This window comes from Massilia sp. YIM B02769, from assembly GCF_030411995.1.
In the GTDB taxonomy this organism is placed as follows: Bacteria; Pseudomonadota; Gammaproteobacteria; order Burkholderiales; family Burkholderiaceae_D; genus Telluria.
Map to the genome: position 1 here is coordinate 1 of NZ_JASNRC010000022.1, position 17,673 is coordinate 17,673.

Below are 17,673 nucleotides of genomic sequence, written 5' to 3' on the forward strand. Positions count from 1 at the left end.
AGCCCTGTACAATTCAGGACTCAGCACTTGGCAGCGTAACTCACTGTCCAACGAAATGGGGTCACTTCACAGGTGTCCACCCTACAACGGCAGGCCCATCGATGTTCACGCCGCCTTATCGAACGCCAGCATATCCACCCCCGGCAAATCGCATTCCGCCACCGCATTCACGATCGCATCGATCGCCGCACGCCGCGTAAAGCTCTTGCGCCAGACAATCACCACGCGGCGCGACGGCGCCGGCTTCGAGAACGGCACAAACGTGAGCATCCCGTTCGGGTCTTCCATGTCGCGCACCGACGCGCGCGGCAGCACAGTCAGGCCGATGCCGCTGGCAACCATGTGGCGGATGGTTTCCAGCGACGAGCCTTCGAAGGTGCGCTGCATGCCGTTGCCCGGCGACGAGAAACGCGCCATCTCGGGGCAGACTTCCAGCACCTGGTCGCGGAAGCAGTGGCCGCTGCCGAGCAGCAGCATGGTTTCGGCCTTCAGGTCGTCGGCCGAGATTTCCTTGCGCTGCGCCCAGGCATGCGTGCGCGGCATGGCCACCACGAAAGGCTCGTCGTACAGGGTCTGCATCATCATGCCGTGGTCGGGCAGGGGCAGGGCCATGATGGCGGCGTCGAGCTCGCCCTGGCGCAGCAGCTCCAGCAGCTTGACCGTGAAATTTTCCTGCAGCACGAGCGGCATCTGCGGCACATTGTCGATCAGGTTTTTCACCAGCGGCGGCAGCAGGTAGGGTCCGATGGTGTAGATCACGCCCAAGCGCAGCGGACCGGCCAGCGGGTCCTTGTTCTGCTTGGCCAGTTCCTTGATGGCCGCGGTCTGCTCGAGCACGCGCTCGGCCTGGGCCACGATCTGGGCGCCGACCGGCGTCACCGAAACCTCGGAGCCGCCGCGCTCGAACAGCGTCACGCCCAGCTCGTCCTCTAGTTTCTTGATGGCGACCGACAGGGTGGGTTGCGCAACGAAACAGGATTCGGCGGCGTGCCCGAAGTGTTTGGCGCGGGCGACGGCGACGATATATTTCAGCTCGGTAAGTGTCATGGGCGTATGGTAGTCAACTTGCAGGTCTGCAATGAATATCCTGCCAAAGTGGCGAAGTCAGCCAGAGAAAGTGTATTTTACCGGTAATCTTAGTCGATATAATTGTCGGGTGGGTGGATATCGTATTTACATTCCCCCCCCGCCCAGACCAGAAAGGCGCGCATGACCAATCCCTTCGGCCCGGCGGAAGCCCAGGCCTACATCCACAAGCTGCTTACTGTCATGTTCCAGCAGGGCGGCTCCGACCTCTTCATTTCCGCCGATTTCCCGCCCAGCATGAAGCACCAGGGCAGCATGAAGCCGATGAGTCAGCAGCGCCTGTCCGGCGAAGTCACGCGCGCACTGGCACTGTCGCTGATGAACGAGCGCCAGCGCGCCGAGTTCGAGGCCGAGATGGAATGCAATTTCGCGATTTCGCTCCCTGGCGTCTGCCGCTTCCGCGTGAACGTGTTCGTGCAGCAGCAGAGCGTGGGCATGGTCGTGCGCACCATTGCCTCGGAAATCCCGAACTTCGAAAAGCTCGAGTTGCCCGAGGTCCTGAAGGACGTTGTGATGACCAAGCGCGGCCTGGTGCTGGTTGTCGGCGGCACGGGGTCGGGTAAATCGACCACGCTTGCGGCGATGATCGACTACCGCAACAGCAACTCGGCCGGCCACATCATCACGGTGGAAGACCCGGTCGAGTACGTGCACAAGAACAAGAGCTGCCTGGTGACGCACCGCGAAGTCGGCGTCGACACCCACTCCTGGCACAACGCCCTGAAGAACACGCTGCGCCAGGCGCCGGATGTGATTTTGATCGGCGAAATCCGCGACACCGAGACCATGGAACACGCGATCGCCTTCGCCGAAACCGGCCACCTCTGCCTGGGCACGCTGCACGCGAACAACGCCAACCAGACCATGGACCGCATCATCAACTTCTTCCCGGAAGAGCGGCGCAACCAGCTGCTGATGGACTTGTCGGCCAATTTGCGCGCCATCGTCTCGCAGCGTTTGGTGCGCACCGAGGATGGCAAAGGCCGCAAGGCCGCCATCGAAATCCTGCTGAATACCCCGACCATCAGTGAGATGATCCTGAAGGGGAACTTCCACAGCATCAAGGAGATCATGCAGAAGTCGCGCGAACTCGGCATGTGCACCTTCGACCAGGCGCTGTACGAGCTCTACAACAAGGGCTATATCAGCTACGACGAAGCGCTGCGCAATGCCGACTCGGCGAATGGCCTGCGCCTGCAGATCAAGCTCTCGGGCGACCGCCGCGAGCCGGGCGAAGAGGGCGGCAAATCGCCGACGCTGTCGATGGCGCTGGAAGAAGAACCCGAAGATCCCGCGAACCCTGTTTGATTGTTTATGCCGAATTTCGAAACCAAGATCTGCTCGCGCGCCGAGCTGAAGGCGCGCGTGGCCGCGCTGCCGAAACCTGTCGTCCTTACTAACGGCGTGTTCGACATCCTGCACCGCGGGCATGTCACTTACCTGGCGCAGGCGCGCGAACTGGGCGCCTCGCTCGTTGTCGCCGCGAATACGGATGCCTCGGTCAAGCGCCTGGGTAAAGGCGATGACCGCCCCCTGAATACGCTGGCCGACCGGCTGGCGGTATTGGCCGCGCTGGAGTCGGTGAGCCTGGTGGTGGAATTCGACGAGGACACGGCGCTGGAAACCGTGCTGGAAGCGCGGCCCGACATCTATGCCAAGGGCGGCGACTACGTGATGAGCGCGATCCCGGAAGGACAAGCGGTGCTGGCCTATGGCGGGCAGGCGGTGGCGATCGACTTCGAGCATGACCGGTCAACCACGAAATTGGTAAAGAAAATTCGCCGTTAAAACGGTTTAATTAGCGGAGGAATAATGTACTTAGATCACATCAATATTCAAAATTTTCGCTCCTTTCGTCGGAGTAAAATATCCTTTGCGTACCCAGGGCAAGACTTTAAAAAATTAGGTATCAGCCCGCCAAAAATCAAGAATTTGAATTTGATACTTGGTGACAATGGATATGGTAAAACCTCATTGCTGAGAGCCATTGCGTTGGCATGTCTGGGACCTGTCGTGTCTAAGTCAGGTCTCTACCCATATCGCTTGATCCGGCGCGAACCGGCTGGCAAAGAAGATAGCGGCAATAAGACAATATCAGGAATGGAAGCGTTCGCTGAGATCGAGGCGGATTTCGTGGTTTCCAGTGAGAGCACGTCCACGCAAGAACACCTCGGTTCGAATGTGCAAGTCCACGCGAATAAAGATCTGGAAGTTCTCGAGTGGCGAGGTGCTGGCAATACGCTGTGGGATGAAATATACAGTGAAAGTTCACATGCCTTGTTCGTTGTAGGGTATGGAGCTGGGCGCAGAGTCGACCTGAAAGAAGCAAAAGATCTGGGACGGCGCCGTGTTTTTGCGCGCGTACAGCGTATTCAGAGTCTTTTTGAAGACAGCTATGCCTTAATGCCATTGAGTGGCTGGCTGCCCCAGCTACGCCGCCGTAATCGGTTTGCCGAGGTCGTTGAATTGATCAATCGATTGATGGGGCGTGGACATTATACGTTCACAGGAGTAATGCGTGGGGGAGAGTACTTGTTTGAAAGGGGCGGACTTGAAGTGCCGTATCCTGCACTGTCAGATGGATATCGTGCGTTTCTGGGCTGGATAGGTGATCTGCTCTATCACATTTATAAAACCATACCAAACAACCGCCCTTTGGCCGAAGCACGGGGGATCGTCATGGTGGATGAAATCGATTTGCATCTTCATCCTAAATGGCAAATGACGATCCTGCCGACATTGGCTGCCGCGCTGCCGAATGTTCAGTTTATTGTCACTTCGCACAGCCCTCTGTTGGTTGGCTCGGTTGAGCTAGGGAACATCATTTCAATGAAGGAAGATCGAAAAAATCAGGCGAGCAGACTGGTTCGACTGAACGAACCTGTTCATGGCCTCGATGCTGACCAGGTTCTATTAACGGATTACTTCGGTCTCAAGTCTTCTCGAGCAGCCGGAAGAGATCATGTTTTAAAAAAGTTAACAATTAAAGCGCGCAGTGGTGATGAGGAAGCGGCAATGGAACTTCTCAATACCTTGGCACATGGCACGGAGAAAGTGTGATCGGTTATAAAATCACAAGACGAGAACTGGAGAAATTGGTCAAGCAAGAAAATGCCACATGGTTAAAACGTGCTAGTGATCGAACAGCAGGATTTATCGCTGCTAAAACGTATAGCGAAAAATCAAGCATGTGGAGTGAGATCAAAAGCGTGTACATGACTTTGCAGGGGGAGTCAAAATGTGCATTTTGCGAGCGCAAACTGGAATCGGTTGAGATCGGGAAGATCGAGCAGGATGTGGAACATTTTCGTCCGAAAAACAGAATTTCTGCCTGGGCAGGCTCTTCTTCTCTGACAGCAGCAGGCGTCGTGATGTCCAGCGTACCTGCCGGCGCAGATGGTTACTATGGTCTCGCTTATGATTTGTTCAATTATGCCGCGAGTTGCAACCCTGTAATTCGGTGTTAAAGAATGATTATTTCCCAATTGCGGGTAACTATGACTTTGCTGGTTTGCGGCCAGAGAAGATGGGGCATGAGAAGCCGTTGCTTCTGTATCCGATAGGGTCCTTTGACAAGGACCCTGAGACGCTGATCGAGTTTTTTGGCGTCTCGCCTCGCCCAGTTTCCACCAAGCCTCATGACCGTCATCGGGCACTCGTAACGATCGAATTTTTCAAACTTGACGATGTCATCGGCCGGAAAAACCTGATCAAAGAGCGTGCAAACATCATTATTGGCCTTTACGTGGTTCTGGAATCCTTGAACGGCAATCGCGGTGATACGAAGCGTTTGCAGCGGACATTGACGTCCGCTTTGGGCAGCCACGCGCCACATGCCAATTGTGCCAGATCGTTCCACAGGCTTTATGTCAAGGATCGCGCCAAAGGGCAACAGATCTATGAAGCCGCGTCTGATCTTCTGGATTCGATGTCACCTTGATGTCATCCATGATTCCGAGCAGCCACGCGTGCGATGGAATCGGCCAGCATCCCGGGTGGCACCGGCTTAACCAGGTGCGCCGCGAATCCCGCCTGCTGCGACATCCGTCGATCCTGCTCCTGGCCATAGCCGCTCACGGCCACCAGCGCGCAGTCGGCGCAGCCCGGCAATTCGCGCATCGCTTCGGCCAGCACATGGCCGCTCATGTCGGGCAGGCCGATATCGAGCAGGATGACCTGGAAGCGCTCCGCGCCGGCCCGCGCCAGCGCCGCCTGGGCCGAGTGTTCGATCGTCACCCGGTGCCCTTCGGCTTCGAGCAGCATGCCCAGCGTCTGCGCCGCGTCGACGTTGTCGTCGACCACCAGGATGCGCAAGGCGCCGATGGCGGCGAGGCTGGCAGCGGCAGGCGCTGCCGGGGCGACGGTCTCGGAGGCCGCCAGCAGCGGCAGGCGGATGGTGAAGGTGCTGCCCTGGCCCGCGCCGGCGCTCTGCGCTTCCACGCTGCCGTGATGCAGCTCGACCAGCTTCTTCACCAGCGCCAGGCCCAGGCCGAGGCCGCCCTGTGCGCGGTCGGGCGTGCGTTGGGCCTGGGTGAACAAATCAAAGACCACGGGCAGCAAGTCGGCGCCGATGCCGATGCCGTTGTCGCGCACCCGCAGCACTGCCAAGCCGCCATCCTGTTCGAGCGACACGTGCAGGGCGCCGCCGTCGGGCGTGTACTTGGCCGCGTTGTTCAGCAGGTTGGCCGCCACCTGGACCAGGCGGGTGCGGTCGCCGCAGACCGGCATCGGGTGTGACGCCAGGTCCAGCGTCAGCACGTGCCTGCGCGCGTCGATGACGGGCTTGATCTGCTCGACGGCTTCGCGCAGCACGGCGCCCAGTTCCACGGTGCCCTGGCTGATCGTCACCAGGCCGCGCGTGACGCGCGAGACGTCCAGCAAGTCGTCGACCAGGTGGGTCATGTGCGCGACCTGGCGGCTGATCACGCCGCTGACTTCCTTGATGCGCGGGACGTCGCCGAACAGCACGCGCAGCAGCTGGGCCGCGCTGCTGATCGGCGCCAGCGGATTGCGCAGCTCGTGGGCCAGCATGGCCAGGAATTCGTCCTTGCGCTGGTGCTCGCGCTCCAGGCGTTCCTGCTGGCGGTGCAGGCGGTCGAGCATGCGGTTGATGGACGTCGCCAGCGTGATCGTTTCGCTGCTGCCGGCGAGTTCGGCGCGCAGCTCGCCGATGCCTTCCTCGCCCAGCTTGCCGGCAAATTGTTCGAGCTTGCGCAGGTCTTGCGTCAGGCCCAGAGAAAGGCGCGAGCCGAGCAGGAACACGACGAAAGCGAACAGCGCGGCGATGGCAGCGATCAGGCCGTATTGTGTCCAGGGCGTCTCCAGCGTCGCGCTGACATCGGATACATCCGCTTTCAGCATCAGGCCGAGGTGGGCGAACTCGCCCGGCGCCTGCACCGGCACTTCGTGCGCATGGCTACCCGGCTGCGCCTGCCAGGTGAGGATGGACGACGACACCGGGCGCAGGTCCTGCAGCCGGATCTTGTAGACCAGCGCGCCTTCGGGCGTGTTGGTGCGCGAATAGCGCAGCAGGTTGGCGCCGACCAGTTCCGCGCCGCCGGGACGGTCGAAAATGGCCGCGCCTTCCGCACCCTGGTCGATGCGCTTGCGCAGCCAGTCCATCTGCCCGGTATCGAAACGCTCGAGGCCATTGCCCGAGATCGGCTTGCCTTCGAAATCGGTGAACAAGACCTGGACCGGAATGCCGTTGATCTGGCGCAGGCTGTTCAGGAAGGGCGCAAGATAGGTTTCGCGGCCCGCGCTGTCGACCAGGCCGGTGGCCAGGATGGGGCTGTCGGCCACGTCCTTCATGCGCGAGGCAAGGGTTGCCAGGGTGTTGCCGACGGTGCGCGCGTGGAAGGCGGTTTCGCGCTGCTGCAGCAGGGTCACGGCGGCGTCGTGCTGGCGGTTCACCAGCCAGACCGAGGCGGCCGCCACCAGCAGCACCGCCACCGCGGTGAGGATGGCGGAGGCAATCGCGAAACGCCGCGTCAGGCTGCCGGCCTTGAAGGTGGACCACATGGTCAATCGTCCGTCGGGACCAGCACGCCGTCTTTCCGGTAGCGGGCGATCAGGAGTTCGCGCGCGCCCAGGGCCTCGTGGCGCGCCGGCGTGAAGGGAGGGGAATAGGTCTTGATCAGGCCTTCGTGGCGGCGCACTTTTTCCAGCGCGTCGCGCACCTTCTTGCGGTCGGTGCTGCCGGCCAGGTCGATGGCTTTCGCCAGGATGTGCATCAGGTCGTAGGCATGGGCCACGCCCACCGGGCCGTCGATCTCCTCGATCCGGCGGATTGTCGATACCGCCGCCGCCGCGTTCATGAAGCGCGCCAGGCGCTTCTTGTCGGCGTTGAAGAAGGAAAAGGTCTGGATCACGGAAAAGTCGACCTGGTGCAGGGCAGGGCCAGCCTGGCGCGTGAACTCGCCGCCGGTCACGCCCCAGTGGCTCAGGATGGGCATGCGCTCGGCCTGCGGCAGGGCCGCCACTTCGCGCACCAGCACGGCGGCCTCGTCGTCATTGGCCACCAGCACGATGATCTGGGCGCCGGCGTTGCGCAGCGCCTTGTAGCGCGCCACCAGGGTCTGGTCGCGCCAGTTGTACCAGGCGGTCTTGACGATGCGGATGTCCTTGTTTGCCTCAACAAATTTTTCGGCCGCCGCCAGGTTGCTGCGGCCCCAGGAGGTATTCGTCAGCAGCAGTCCCACGTTGCGCAGGCCGCGCTTGCGCGCCGTGTCCAGCATCTTCGGCATGGCCAGGCTGTCGCGCAAGGACAGGCGGTAGACGTAGTTCGGCTGCATGCCGTTGTCGACGATCATGTCGGCCGACGACCAGGCCGCCATGAACAGGGTGCGGGTGGACTTCAGGGTCGGCAGTTCCTCGATGATCACCGGGCTGAACCTGCCGCCGAAGACAGCCACCAGGTCCGGCATGCGCGCGAATTCCTCGATATTCCGGATGCCGCGCGCGGGGAGGGAACGGTGGTCCTTGTTCACCAGCTCGATCGGCCGCCCGCCGAGCACGCCGCCGGCACGGTTGATCTCGCCGATGGCGCTGCGCAGGCCCAGTTCCACGGCCTGGGCCGAGGTGCTGTTATCGAGGCCGAATTCGGCGTCCAGGCCAATGCGCACCGGAGCGGGTGCGGCGCAGGCGCCGATGGCCAGCAAGGCCAGCAGTATGCCGGCGAAGGCGTGACTCAAGCGGGAGGCAATCGGGTTCGGCATGGCGGAGGCGGGAAAAAGAGGTGCGATATTGTAAACGGTAAATATCTGGCACCCCGCCACGGCTGGCCCAGCCAGCCAAAAACGATAACTTTAAAACAACTGGGGTCAGGTCTGACATTCGGACACGGCCTCGGCTGTAAGGCGCCGGATACGGTCCTGGAGAGCCGGCGTCGTTACAAAGTCCGCATGCCACGGCAGAGTTCGTGTCTCGATGTCAGACCTGACCCCCGTTGTTTTTTTGTTGATTCAGGCGCCGCCGGCGTAGCCGTTCTGGCGCCAGGCTTCGTACACCACCACCGCCACCGTGTTCGACAAATTCAGGCTGCGGTTGTCCGGCATCATCGGCAGGCGGATGCGCTGGGCGGGCGGGAAGCTTTCGCGCAGGGCCGGGTCGAGGCCGCGCGACTCGGCGCCGAACACGAACACGTCGCCCGGCTGGAAGGCTACCTGCGCGAAGGGCGAGGACCCGTGGGTGGTCATGGCGAACATGCGCGCCGGGTCGGGCTGGGTGTCGGCCAGGAAGGCGTCCCAGTTCTTGTGCACCTTCATGGTCGCGTAGTCGTGGTAATCCAGGCCGGCGCGGCGCATCTTGGCGTCGTCGAGCGGGAAGCCGAGCGGCTCGACCAGGTGCAGTTGCACGCCGGTGTTGGCGCACAGGCGGATGACGTTGCCGGTATTCGGCGGGATTTCGGGTTCGACCAGGACGACGTGGAACAAGTGCTTCTCCTTACAAATGAGAGCGTCTGGCATAAGCTCCAGGGCAAGGCGTAGCGTCGAAGACAGTACAGCTGTACGGCGAGACGATGCAACGCAGCCCTGGAAGTGTTGCCAGGCGCGATTAGTGGGGCGGGGTGCGGGCGAATACCAGGTTCGACACGCGCGCCGCGCCGGCCCGCTTCAGCGTGGCCGCGATTTCATTCAATGTGTGGCCGCTGGTCATGACGTCGTCGACGACGCCGACATGGCGGCCGTGTATCAGTCCCAGCGCAGCGTCGGCCACCTCGAAGGCGCCGCGGATGTTGCCCGCGCGTTCGCTCGGCGCGACGCCGGACTGGGCCGCCGTATCGATGGCCCGCACCAGCAGGCGCGGCTGTAGTGGCACGCCGAGCGCCGGCGCCAGCGGCCGGGCAATTTCCAGCGCCTGGTTGAAACCGCGCTCGACCAGGCGGCGCGGTCCCAGCGGCACCGGGCACAGCAGGTCGGGCAGCGGCCAGCCGGGCCGGGCCAGCACGGCGTCGACCATGCGCCCGGCAAACCAGGGCGCGAGCGGCAGCTGGGCGCCGAACTTCAGGCGCAGCACCAGGGCGTCGAGTGGTGCGGCGTAGTCGGCGGCGGCCACCGTGGCGTCGAACTGCGGCGCTTCGGCGATGCAGCCGGCGCAGCGCTGGCCGGCGTGTTCAGGGGCGCCGAGCGGATTCGCGCAGCAGGGGCAGCGCACGGCATTGGACACGGCGTAGCGGTCGCGGCAGGGCAGGCAGACGACCGCGGCGGCGCTTTCTCCGCACAGCGCGCAGGAGCAGGGCAGCAGCGCGTCGACCAGGGCGCGCGGCCAGCGGTAACTCCACAGTCGCAGGCGCCCGGTCATCGGATCATATTCCTACAAACATGTACACTCCCGCCATTATCTCATTTGAACGCAACAACATCATGGCCTCTCCCCAATCCCCGTCGAAAATGAGCGCGCCGATCGACCAGGCGCGCGTGCGTGCGCTGTTTGCCGATCCGGCCAGCGTCGCGCCGGCCGACTTCCTGCGCCGCGAGATCGCCGGCCGCATGCACGAGCGCCTGTCGCTGGTGAAGATCGTGCCGCAGCGTGTGCTCGACGCCGGCTGCGGCACGGGGCCGGACCTGGGCGTGCTGCAAAAGACCTACCCGGCCGCCCACATCGTCGGACTCGATGCCGCGCCAGGCATGCTGGCGCAGGCCGCCACGCCCGCGCCGGCGCCGCGTTCGCTCGGCTCCATGCTCAGCCGCTTGATGCCGGCCAAGACCGGCATCGACCTCGTTTGCGGCGACTTCGGCACCTTGCCCTTCGGCCCGAACTCGCTCGACCTGGTGTGGTCGAACCTGGCGCTGCACTGGCATCCCCAGCCGGACCGCGTGTTCGCCGAGTGGCGCCGCGTGCTGCGCGTCGATGGACTGCTGATGTTTTCGAACTTCGGGCCGGATACCTTCAAGGAATTGCGGGCGGCGTTTGCGGCCATCGACGAGACGCCGCATACGCTGCCGTTCGTCGACATGCACGACTTCGGCGACCAGCTGGTCGAGGCGGGGTTCTCGACGCCGGTGATGGATGTGGAGCGCATCACGGTGACTTATGGCTCGGTCGAGGCGCTGCTGGCGGATGTGCGGGCGATCGGCGGGAATCCGCTGGCGACCAGGCGGCGCGGGCTGATCGGACGGAAGGCGTGGGGGGGGATGGTGGCGGCGCTGGAGGCGCAGCGCGGGGCGGATGGGAAGATTCCGCTGAGCTTCGAGGTGATTTATGGGCATGCGTTCAGGCCGGTGCCGAAGACCACGGCGGCGGGGGAGGCGATTGTGCAGTTCAGGCCGAGGAAGACGTGATCGATGCAGGCGTTAGCGGGACGCTTTTAATGATGCCGGCGTGATGCGGCGTGCGTGGTGGAAAAGGCGGTAACACGGCGGTGCGTTCCGCGTGGGCACAGCGTGCCCACCGTACGGTTGAGGCTGCGGACTTGCGGCACAGCATGATGCTCACACGCATCACATGCATTCAGCATGGCAAGGATTTTCCTTGAATAAAAATTAGCGATTTGAGTATAATCAATAACTATTTTTTCGCTCCAAGCCCCGTATTCGCTGAAAAATGAGGCAGAAAGGCGCTGAAAATAGAACAATAAAAAGCAGCATCAGCAAGTCCCGCGCCCCACAGTGTGTTTTGCTTTGCTGGTGGTCGCGGTACGGTTATCGTATGTAGCGCGTCCACATGCCGCGTGCCGTCCGGGAGCCACTTGCTGCGCAAGGTTTCGGAGCGGCGGCGGTTCGTTCATGGAATTGCTGACCGTTTAAAAATATTCTTATTTTGGGTGGTTGGGGACAATTCATGACATATGCAAAGCGACTTCACGCCTTGATGTTCGGCCTCGCCGTATCGGCCAGCATCCCGGCACTGGCGGCGCCCGAGATCACGGGGCGGCCGGTGGAACACCAGTTGAACATGCAAACGCCCGTGACTGGTGTCGGTGCAGATATCTACAGCTTGCACAACTGGATGATGATCGTCTGCCTGGTCATCTTCATCGGCGTTTTCGGCGTCATGTTCTATTCGGTGTTCAAGCACCGCAAAGCCCTCGGCCACAAACCCGCCACCTTCCACGAATCGACCACCGTCGAAATCGCCTGGACCATCGTTCCCTTCCTGATCGTCATCGGCATGGCCCTGCCCGCCACCAAGACCGTGATCGCCCTGAAGGACACCTCGAACGCCGACATCACCATCAAGGCCACCGGCATGCAGTGGAAATGGGGCTACGATTACCTGAACGGCGAAGGCGAGGGCATCAGCTTCCTGTCGAACCTGGCCACCCCGCGCAGCCAGATCGGCGAGCCGGGCGTCGCCCCCACCGAAAAGCGCGGCGAGAACTACCTGCTCGAAGTCGACAACGAAATGGTGGTCCCGGTCGGCAAGAAGATCCGCATGGTCTTCACCGCCAACGACGTGATCCACGCCTGGACCATCCCAGCCTTCGCCATCAAGCAGGATGCGATTCCGGGCTTCGTGCGCGACGGCTGGTTCAAGGCCGACAAGGTCGGCGTCTACCGCGGCAACTGCGTCGAGCTGTGCGGCAAGGACCACGCCTTCATGCCGATCGTCGTGCGGGTCGTCAGTGCCGAGGAGTACACTAACTGGGTCGCCGGCGAGAAAAAGCGCATGGCCGCGCTGGCCGACGATCCGACCAAGGTCTGGACCATCGACGAACTGACCACCAAGGGTGCCGCCGTGTACGCCGCCAACTGCGCCGTCTGCCACCAGCCCAACGGCAAGGGCTTGCCGAACAGCTTCGCACCGCTCGACGGTTCGGCTGTCGTGAACGGCGCCAAGGCGCACCAGATCGACGTGCTGCTGCATGGCCAGGACACTCCGGCCTATCCGTCGCCGATGCCGCCATGGCCGCAGCTGTCGGACTCCGACATCGCCGCCGTCATCACTTATACCCGTAATACCTGGTCGAACAAGGCCGCGGAAAACATCGTTCAACCGGCCGAGGTTCTGGCTGCACGTAGCAAGCAATAAGTTTCCCAGGATACTGACATGACTACCAGCACTCTCGACCACGTCCACGACGACCACCACGGCCATGACCACGCCCACGACCACCCGCATGGGTTGCGGCGCTGGCTGTTCGCCACCAACCACAAGGACATCGGCACGCTCTATCTCTGGTTCTCGTTCATCATGCTGCTCTCGGGCGGCGTGCTGGCGCTGATGATTCGCACCGAGCTGTTCCAGCCCGGCCTGCAGTTCTTCCGCCCCGAGTTCTTCAACCAGCTGACCACCATGCACGGCCTGGTGATGGTGTTCGGCGCGATCATGCCGGCCTTTGTCGGCTTCGCCAACTGGATGATCCCGCTGCAGGTGGGGGCATCGGACATGGCGTTTGCGCGCATGAACAACTTCTCGTTCTGGCTGCTGCCGCCGGCCGCGATCCTGCTGGCCGGTTCCTTCCTGGCGCCGGGCGGCGCCACCGCGGCGGGCTGGACCCTGTATGCGCCGCTGTCCACGCAAATGGGGCCGGGCATGGACATGGCGATCTTTGCCATGCACATCATGGGCGCCTCGTCGATCATGGGCTCGATCAACATCATCGTCACCATCCTCAACATGCGCGCGCCCGGCATGACGCTCATGAAGATGCCGATGTTCTGCTGGACCTGGCTGATCACCGCCTTCCTGCTGATCGCCGTGATGCCGGTGCTGGCAGGGGCGATCACCATGACCCTGACCGACCGCCACTTCGGCACCTCCTTCTTCAACGCGGCCGGCGGCGGCGACCCGGTGATGTACCAGCACATCTTCTGGTTCTTCGGCCACCCCGAGGTCTACATCATGATCCTGCCGGCCTTCGGCATCGTGTCGCAGATCATCCCGGCCTTCGCGCGCAAGCCGCTGTTCGGCTACGCCTCGATGGTGTACGCCACGGCCTCGATCGCGGTGCTGTCGTTCATCGTCTGGGCCCACCACATGTTCACCACCGGCATGCCGGTGACCTCGCAGCTGTTCTTCATGTACGCCACCATGCTGATCGCGGTGCCGACCGGCGTGAAGGTGTTCAACTGGGTCGCCACCATGTGGCGCGGTTCGATGACCTTCGAGACGCCGATGCTGTTCGCGGTCGGCTTCATCTTCGTGTTCACCATGGGCGGCTTCACCGGCCTGATCCTGGCGGTGACCCCGATCGACATCCAGGTGCACGACACCTATTACGTCGTCGCCCACTTCCACTACGTGCTGGTGGCCGGCTCGCTGTTCGCGCTGTTCGCCGGCTTCTATTACTGGGCGCCGAAGTGGACCGGCCACATGTATCCGGAAGGCCGCGGCAAGTGGCACTTCTGGCTGTCGCTGGTCACCTTCAATATCACCTTCTTCCCGATGCACTTCCTGGGCCTGGCCGGCATGCCGCGCCGCTATGCCGACTACGCGACCCAGTTCACCGACTTCAACATGATCGTCTCGATCGGCGCCTTCGGCTTCGGCCTGTCGCAGGTCTACTTCCTGTTCGCCGTCGTGCTGCCGACCATCCGCGGCGGCGCCAAGGCGGAAGCCAAGCCATGGGAAGGCGCGGAAGGCCTGGAGTGGACCGTGCCGAGCCCGGCGCCGTTCCACACCTTCGAAAACCCGCCGCTGGTGAAATGATGAACGCGCAGCGCAAGCCACCGCACAAGGGCAATTTGCGGATCGCCTTGATCCTGGGGGCGATCGCCTTGTTCTTCTTCGCCTCGGTGATCCTCAAGCGGCTCTGGCTGTAACACGATGGCCTACGACCAGAGCACGCGCCTGCGCCTGAACCGCTCCACCTTCAAGAAACTGGTGGTGGTGGCAGTGGTGATGTTCGGCTTCGGCTACGCCTTGATTCCGGTGTACCGCCAGATCTGCGAAGTGCTGGGCGTGAACGTGCTGACCCAGAAGGACGGCACGGTCGAGCGCCCGGCGAACACCCAGGTGGACCTGACGCGCACCGTCACCATCGAGCTCGACGGCAATGCCCAGGGACCGTGGCGCTTCCGCCCGACCCAGCGCAGCATCCAGGTGCATCCGGGCGAGCTGGCGACCGTGACCTATGAAGTGGTGAACACCCAGGCCAAGGCGGTCAAGGCGCAGGCGATCCCGAGCTATGCGCCGCAATCGGCCACGCCGCACTTCAAGAAGGTCGAGTGCTTCTGCTTCCGCGAGCAGATGATGCAGCCGAACGAGGCGCGCCAGATGCCGGTGGTCTTCTTCATCGATCCGGCGCTGCCGAAGGAAGTGAAGAACATCACGCTGTCGTACACCTTTTTTGAAATTGCCGGGGCGGTGGCGGCGAAATGACGCAGGTGCCATCGCCACCACCGCGCAAGTCGTCCTTCGGGGCGTCGATGAAGGCCGTGTTCTGGTCCTTCTTCGGGGTGCGCAAACGGCGCGACTACGAGCACGACGCGGCCAACCTGAATCCCTTCCACGTGATTCTGGCGGCGCTGATCGGGGTGGCGATCTTCATCGGGGTGCTGCTTATGGTGGTGAAGTTCGCAGTATCGCAATAACAAGTACTACACGTTTTTCAAGCTTCGCAATTCAACGTATGAGAAGAATGATTTAGGAGATGAAGATGAGTGTGTCAAAAACCGCGCCGCACTATTTCGTGCCCGGCCCGTCGATGTGGCCGATGGCCGGCGGTATCTCGATGCTGGTGACCATGGCCGGCGCCTCGGGCTGGGTCAACAGCGCCGCCTGGGGCCCGGCGGTCTGCCTGGCCGGCATCGTGGCGATGCTGACCGTGCTGTATTTCTGGTTCGGCGACGCCATCGGCGAGTCGGAAAGCGGCCAGTACAGCAAGAACATCGACTCGTCCTATCGCTGGTCGATGAGCTGGTTCATCTTCTCCGAGGTCATGTTCTTTGCCGCCTTCTTCGGCGCGCTGTTCTATGCACGCGTGATTTCCATGCCCTGGCTGGCCGACCTCGATCACAAGATCCTGTGGCCCGACTTCGCCGCGCACTGGGGCAACATCGGCCCGGCGGGCACGGTGGACACCTTCAATACCATGGGGCCGTTCCCGATCCCGACCATCAACACCGCGCTGCTGCTGCTGTCGGGCGTGACGCTGACGATTGCCCACCACGCGCTGCGCGCCGGCCACCGCCGCAATACCGCCGTGTTCCTGTTCGTGACCATCCTGCTGGGTGCGATCTTCATGGGCTTCCAGGCTTATGAATACATCCACGCCTACCAGGAACTGAACCTGAAGCTGACCTCGGGCATCTACGGTTCGACCTTCTTCATGCTCACCGGTTTCCACGGCTTCCACGTGACCATGGGCGCGATCATGCTGTCGGTGGTGCTGTACCGCGTGCTGCGCGGGCACTTTACTGCCGATAATCACTTCGGGTTCGAAGGTGCGGCCTGGTACTGGCACTTTGTCGACGTGGTGTGGCTGGGTCTCTACGTTGTCGTGTACTGGCTGTAACGCCGGCTTGATCGATTCATACTCGGGGACAGTCGCCTTGCTGCGGCTGTCCCCGTTTTGTTTGCGGATCAGCGTATGCCGGTGGGGGCGATCCAGCCCATCTTGTAGGATGCCAGCAGGATCAGGAAGAGGGTAATCGACAGGCCGACCCGCATCGCCAGCGCCTGCACCGTGCGGTTGCTGCGGCCCTTGTCCTTCATGAGGAAGAACAGCGCCGAGCCGAGGCTGGCGATGATCAGGATGAAGGCGATAGCGATGAGGATTTTCATGGTCGGCACGCGGGGAGCGGGAAGGGATTCATTGTAATGCGTTTAAGGTTCAGGTTTGGATGGATTCCGTTTTTGGCGACCGTGGTGGTCGTGGCCATCGGGATCGCGTTGGGGAATTGGCAGACGAGACGGGCGGAAGAGAAGATTGCGGTGGCGGCGCAGTCGCATGAACGTGGAATGCAGGCACCCATTGTTTTGGGTGGCGGTGGTGGTAAGCAGCAGTACGACCGCGTGGGCTCAAGAGCCCACCCTACGTATAGAAGAGTTCAGGTGACGGGTGAATTTGTTCAAAGCTGGCCGGTTTTCCTGGACAACCGGCCACATGCGGGCAGGGCCGGGTTTTATCTGGCGATGCCGTTTAAAATAGCGGGTTCGGATGAACACGTGCTGGTCTTGCGCGGGTGGTTGCCGCGCGATCCGCGCGAATATGGGCGGCTGCCGGAGTATGCGACACCCGCCGGGACGACGACGGTCGAAGGGATCATCGTTGCCGGGGCCGGGCACGTGATGCAGCTCGGAGCCGCCGCGCCGATCAAGCCGGGCGCCATCGTCCAGAACCTGGAAGTGGAGGACATGGCGCGGGCCAGCGGGCTGCGCCTGGCGCCATATTTTGTGCAGCAGAGCGGGCCGCCGGCGCCGGGCGACGCGCTGGTGCGCGACTGGCCGGCCCCGGATACGGGCGTCGACAAGCACCGCGGTTACGCCGTCCAGTGGTATGCGCTGGCGGCGATGGCGGCCTTATTTTTCGTGATCACAGGATTTCGCAGTGGAAGAAAACAAGTTGAGTGAGCCAGCCGCCAGCCATGCCAGCAATGCCGGCAACATCGCCAGCGACGCCGCACGCCGGCGCACGGGCCGCTGGAAACTGCTGGCCGTGCTGCTGGTCTGCGCGGCGCCGCTGATCGCCTCTTACCTGAGCTATTACGTCATCAAGCCGGAAGGGCGCACAAACTACGGCACCCTGATCGACCAGCGTTCGCATCCGATGCCGAAGCTGTCCAGCACCACGCTCGACGGCCGCCCGGAAACGCTGGAAAACTATGCCGGCAAATGGATCATGGTGAAGGTCGGCGGCGGCGAATGCGACAAGGCGTGCCAGGACCAGCTGTACGCGATGCGCCAGCTGCGCACCATGCAGGGCAAGAACATGGACCGCGTCGAGCGCGTCTGGCTCGTCACCGATGCGCAGCCGATCGACACCATGCTGATCCGCATGTACGACGACATGCACATCCTGCGCGTGAAGCCGGAAGAACTGGCCAAGTGGCTGCCCCTGGAAAACGGCGGCAAGCTCGAGGACCACATCTTCCTGGTCGACCCGCGCAGCAACCTGATGATGCGTTTCCCCAAGAACCCCGAGCCGGCGCGCGTCCACAAGGACATCGCCAAGCTGTTGCGCGCCTCGGCGATCGGATGATT

General features: G+C 62.3%; 20 protein-coding genes. 14 read left to right on the forward strand and 6 right to left on the reverse strand.

Features of this window, described 5'->3' with window-relative positions; all coding sequences use genetic code 11:
* Positions 1-105: 105 nt before the first annotated feature.
* The gene (locus QPK31_RS25065) at positions 106-1,047 is read right to left on the reverse strand and encodes a hydrogen peroxide-inducible genes activator (protein ID WP_290425617.1); all 942 of its coding nucleotides are present in this window, start codon (positions 1,045-1,047) and stop codon (positions 106-108) included.
* Between the two features lie 162 nt (positions 1,048-1,209).
* Here QPK31_RS25065 and QPK31_RS25070 point away from each other — a divergent pair, with 162 nt between their 5' ends.
* Genes QPK31_RS25070 through QPK31_RS25090 form a run of 5 tightly spaced genes read left to right on the forward strand, consistent with a single transcriptional unit; the run spans position 1,210 to position 5,026 of the window.
* On the forward strand, positions 1,210-2,394 hold the full coding sequence (locus tag QPK31_RS25070; RefSeq protein ID WP_290425618.1) for a PilT/PilU family type 4a pilus ATPase: 1,185 nt from the start codon (positions 1,210-1,212) through the stop codon (positions 2,392-2,394).
* A gap of 6 nt (positions 2,395-2,400) precedes the next feature.
* Entirely contained in the window at positions 2,401-2,874 is a 474-nt protein-coding gene (locus tag QPK31_RS25075; protein ID WP_290425619.1) for an adenylyltransferase/cytidyltransferase family protein, read from the forward strand.
* Between the two features lie 24 nt (positions 2,875-2,898).
* Positions 2,899-4,146, forward strand: coding sequence for an AAA family ATPase (locus QPK31_RS25080; RefSeq protein WP_290425620.1), 1,248 nt, complete (start codon positions 2,899-2,901; stop codon positions 4,144-4,146).
* Positions 4,143-4,553, forward strand: a complete 411-nt coding sequence (locus tag QPK31_RS25085) for a hypothetical protein (protein ID WP_290425621.1) — start codon at positions 4,143-4,145, stop codon at positions 4,551-4,553. Before QPK31_RS25080 ends, QPK31_RS25085 begins: the two co-directional genes overlap by 4 nt.
* A complete protein-coding gene (locus tag QPK31_RS25090) occupies positions 4,547-5,026 on the forward strand; it encodes a hypothetical protein (RefSeq protein WP_290425622.1) in 480 nt (159 codons plus the stop codon). Before QPK31_RS25085 ends, QPK31_RS25090 begins: the two co-directional genes overlap by 7 nt.
* 2 nt (positions 5,027-5,028) lie before the next feature.
* Here the strand turns inward: QPK31_RS25090 and QPK31_RS25095 are convergent, their stop codons facing one another.
* The 4 genes from QPK31_RS25095 to QPK31_RS25110 all read right to left on the reverse strand — a co-directional run bounded on the left by QPK31_RS25095 (position 5,029) and on the right by QPK31_RS25110 (position 9,888).
* Complete coding sequence (locus QPK31_RS25095; protein WP_290425623.1) at positions 5,029-7,107, reverse strand: ATP-binding protein; 2,079 nt, start codon at positions 7,105-7,107, stop codon at positions 5,029-5,031.
* A gap of 2 nt (positions 7,108-7,109) precedes the next feature.
* Positions 7,110-8,303, reverse strand: coding sequence for an ABC transporter substrate-binding protein (locus tag QPK31_RS25100; protein WP_290425624.1), 1,194 nt, complete (start codon positions 8,301-8,303; stop codon positions 7,110-7,112).
* A gap of 246 nt (positions 8,304-8,549) precedes the next feature.
* Positions 8,550-9,020, reverse strand: a complete 471-nt coding sequence (trmL, locus tag QPK31_RS25105; RefSeq protein WP_290425625.1) for a tRNA (uridine(34)/cytosine(34)/5-carboxymethylaminomethyluridine(34)-2'-O)-methyltransferase TrmL — start codon at positions 9,018-9,020, stop codon at positions 8,550-8,552.
* A gap of 121 nt (positions 9,021-9,141) precedes the next feature.
* Positions 9,142-9,888: a ComF family protein gene (locus QPK31_RS25110; RefSeq protein WP_290425626.1), complete on the reverse strand. Its 747-nt coding sequence runs from the start codon at positions 9,886-9,888 to the stop codon at positions 9,142-9,144.
* 89 nt (positions 9,889-9,977) lie between these two features.
* On the opposite strand from QPK31_RS25110, the gene QPK31_RS25115 reads away from it, so the two are divergent.
* The 7 genes from QPK31_RS25115 (at position 9,978) to QPK31_RS25145 (ending at position 15,985) form a co-directional block, all read left to right on the forward strand.
* The gene (locus QPK31_RS25115) at positions 9,978-10,868 is read left to right on the forward strand and encodes a methyltransferase domain-containing protein (RefSeq protein WP_290425627.1); all 891 of its coding nucleotides are present in this window, start codon (positions 9,978-9,980) and stop codon (positions 10,866-10,868) included.
* 499 nt (positions 10,869-11,367) lie between these two features.
* Positions 11,368-12,558, forward strand: coding sequence for a cytochrome c oxidase subunit II (coxB, locus tag QPK31_RS25120; protein ID WP_290425628.1), 1,191 nt, complete (start codon positions 11,368-11,370; stop codon positions 12,556-12,558).
* An 18-nt stretch (positions 12,559-12,576) separates the two neighbouring features.
* Positions 12,577-14,178, forward strand: a complete 1,602-nt coding sequence (gene ctaD / locus QPK31_RS25125) for a cytochrome c oxidase subunit I (RefSeq protein ID WP_290425629.1) — start codon at positions 12,577-12,579, stop codon at positions 14,176-14,178.
* Entirely contained in the window at positions 14,175-14,291 is a 117-nt protein-coding gene (locus QPK31_RS25130; protein ID WP_290425630.1) for a cytochrome oxidase small assembly protein, read from the forward strand. The genes ctaD and QPK31_RS25130 overlap by 4 nt, the downstream gene beginning before the upstream one ends.
* A gap of 4 nt (positions 14,292-14,295) precedes the next feature.
* Positions 14,296-14,850 carry a cytochrome c oxidase assembly protein gene (locus QPK31_RS25135; protein WP_290425631.1) on the forward strand — a complete coding sequence of 185 codons (555 nt, stop codon included), beginning with the start codon at positions 14,296-14,298 and terminating at the stop codon, positions 14,848-14,850.
* A complete protein-coding gene (locus tag QPK31_RS25140) occupies positions 14,847-15,062 on the forward strand; it encodes a DUF2970 domain-containing protein (RefSeq protein WP_290425632.1) in 216 nt (71 codons plus the stop codon). The genes QPK31_RS25135 and QPK31_RS25140 overlap by 4 nt, the downstream gene beginning before the upstream one ends.
* 65 nt (positions 15,063-15,127) lie before the next feature.
* The gene (locus tag QPK31_RS25145; RefSeq protein ID WP_290425633.1) at positions 15,128-15,985 is read left to right on the forward strand and encodes a cytochrome c oxidase subunit 3; all 858 of its coding nucleotides are present in this window, start codon (positions 15,128-15,130) and stop codon (positions 15,983-15,985) included.
* Between the two features lie 68 nt (positions 15,986-16,053).
* Here QPK31_RS25145 and QPK31_RS25150 read toward each other — a convergent pair whose 3' ends face one another.
* On the reverse strand, positions 16,054-16,254 hold the full coding sequence (locus QPK31_RS25150) for a twin transmembrane helix small protein (protein WP_290425634.1): 201 nt from the start codon (positions 16,252-16,254) through the stop codon (positions 16,054-16,056).
* A 90-nt stretch (positions 16,255-16,344) separates the two neighbouring features.
* Here QPK31_RS25150 and QPK31_RS25155 point away from each other — a divergent pair, with 90 nt between their 5' ends.
* Both QPK31_RS25155 and QPK31_RS25160 read left to right on the forward strand, forming a co-directional pair.
* Positions 16,345-17,043, forward strand: coding sequence for an SURF1 family protein (locus tag QPK31_RS25155; RefSeq protein WP_374045840.1), 699 nt, complete (start codon positions 16,345-16,347; stop codon positions 17,041-17,043).
* A complete protein-coding gene (locus QPK31_RS25160) occupies positions 17,036-17,671 on the forward strand; it encodes a cytochrome C oxidase subunit I (protein WP_290425636.1) in 636 nt (211 codons plus the stop codon). The genes QPK31_RS25155 and QPK31_RS25160 overlap by 8 nt, the downstream gene beginning before the upstream one ends.
* Positions 17,672-17,673: the final 2 nt, after the last annotated feature.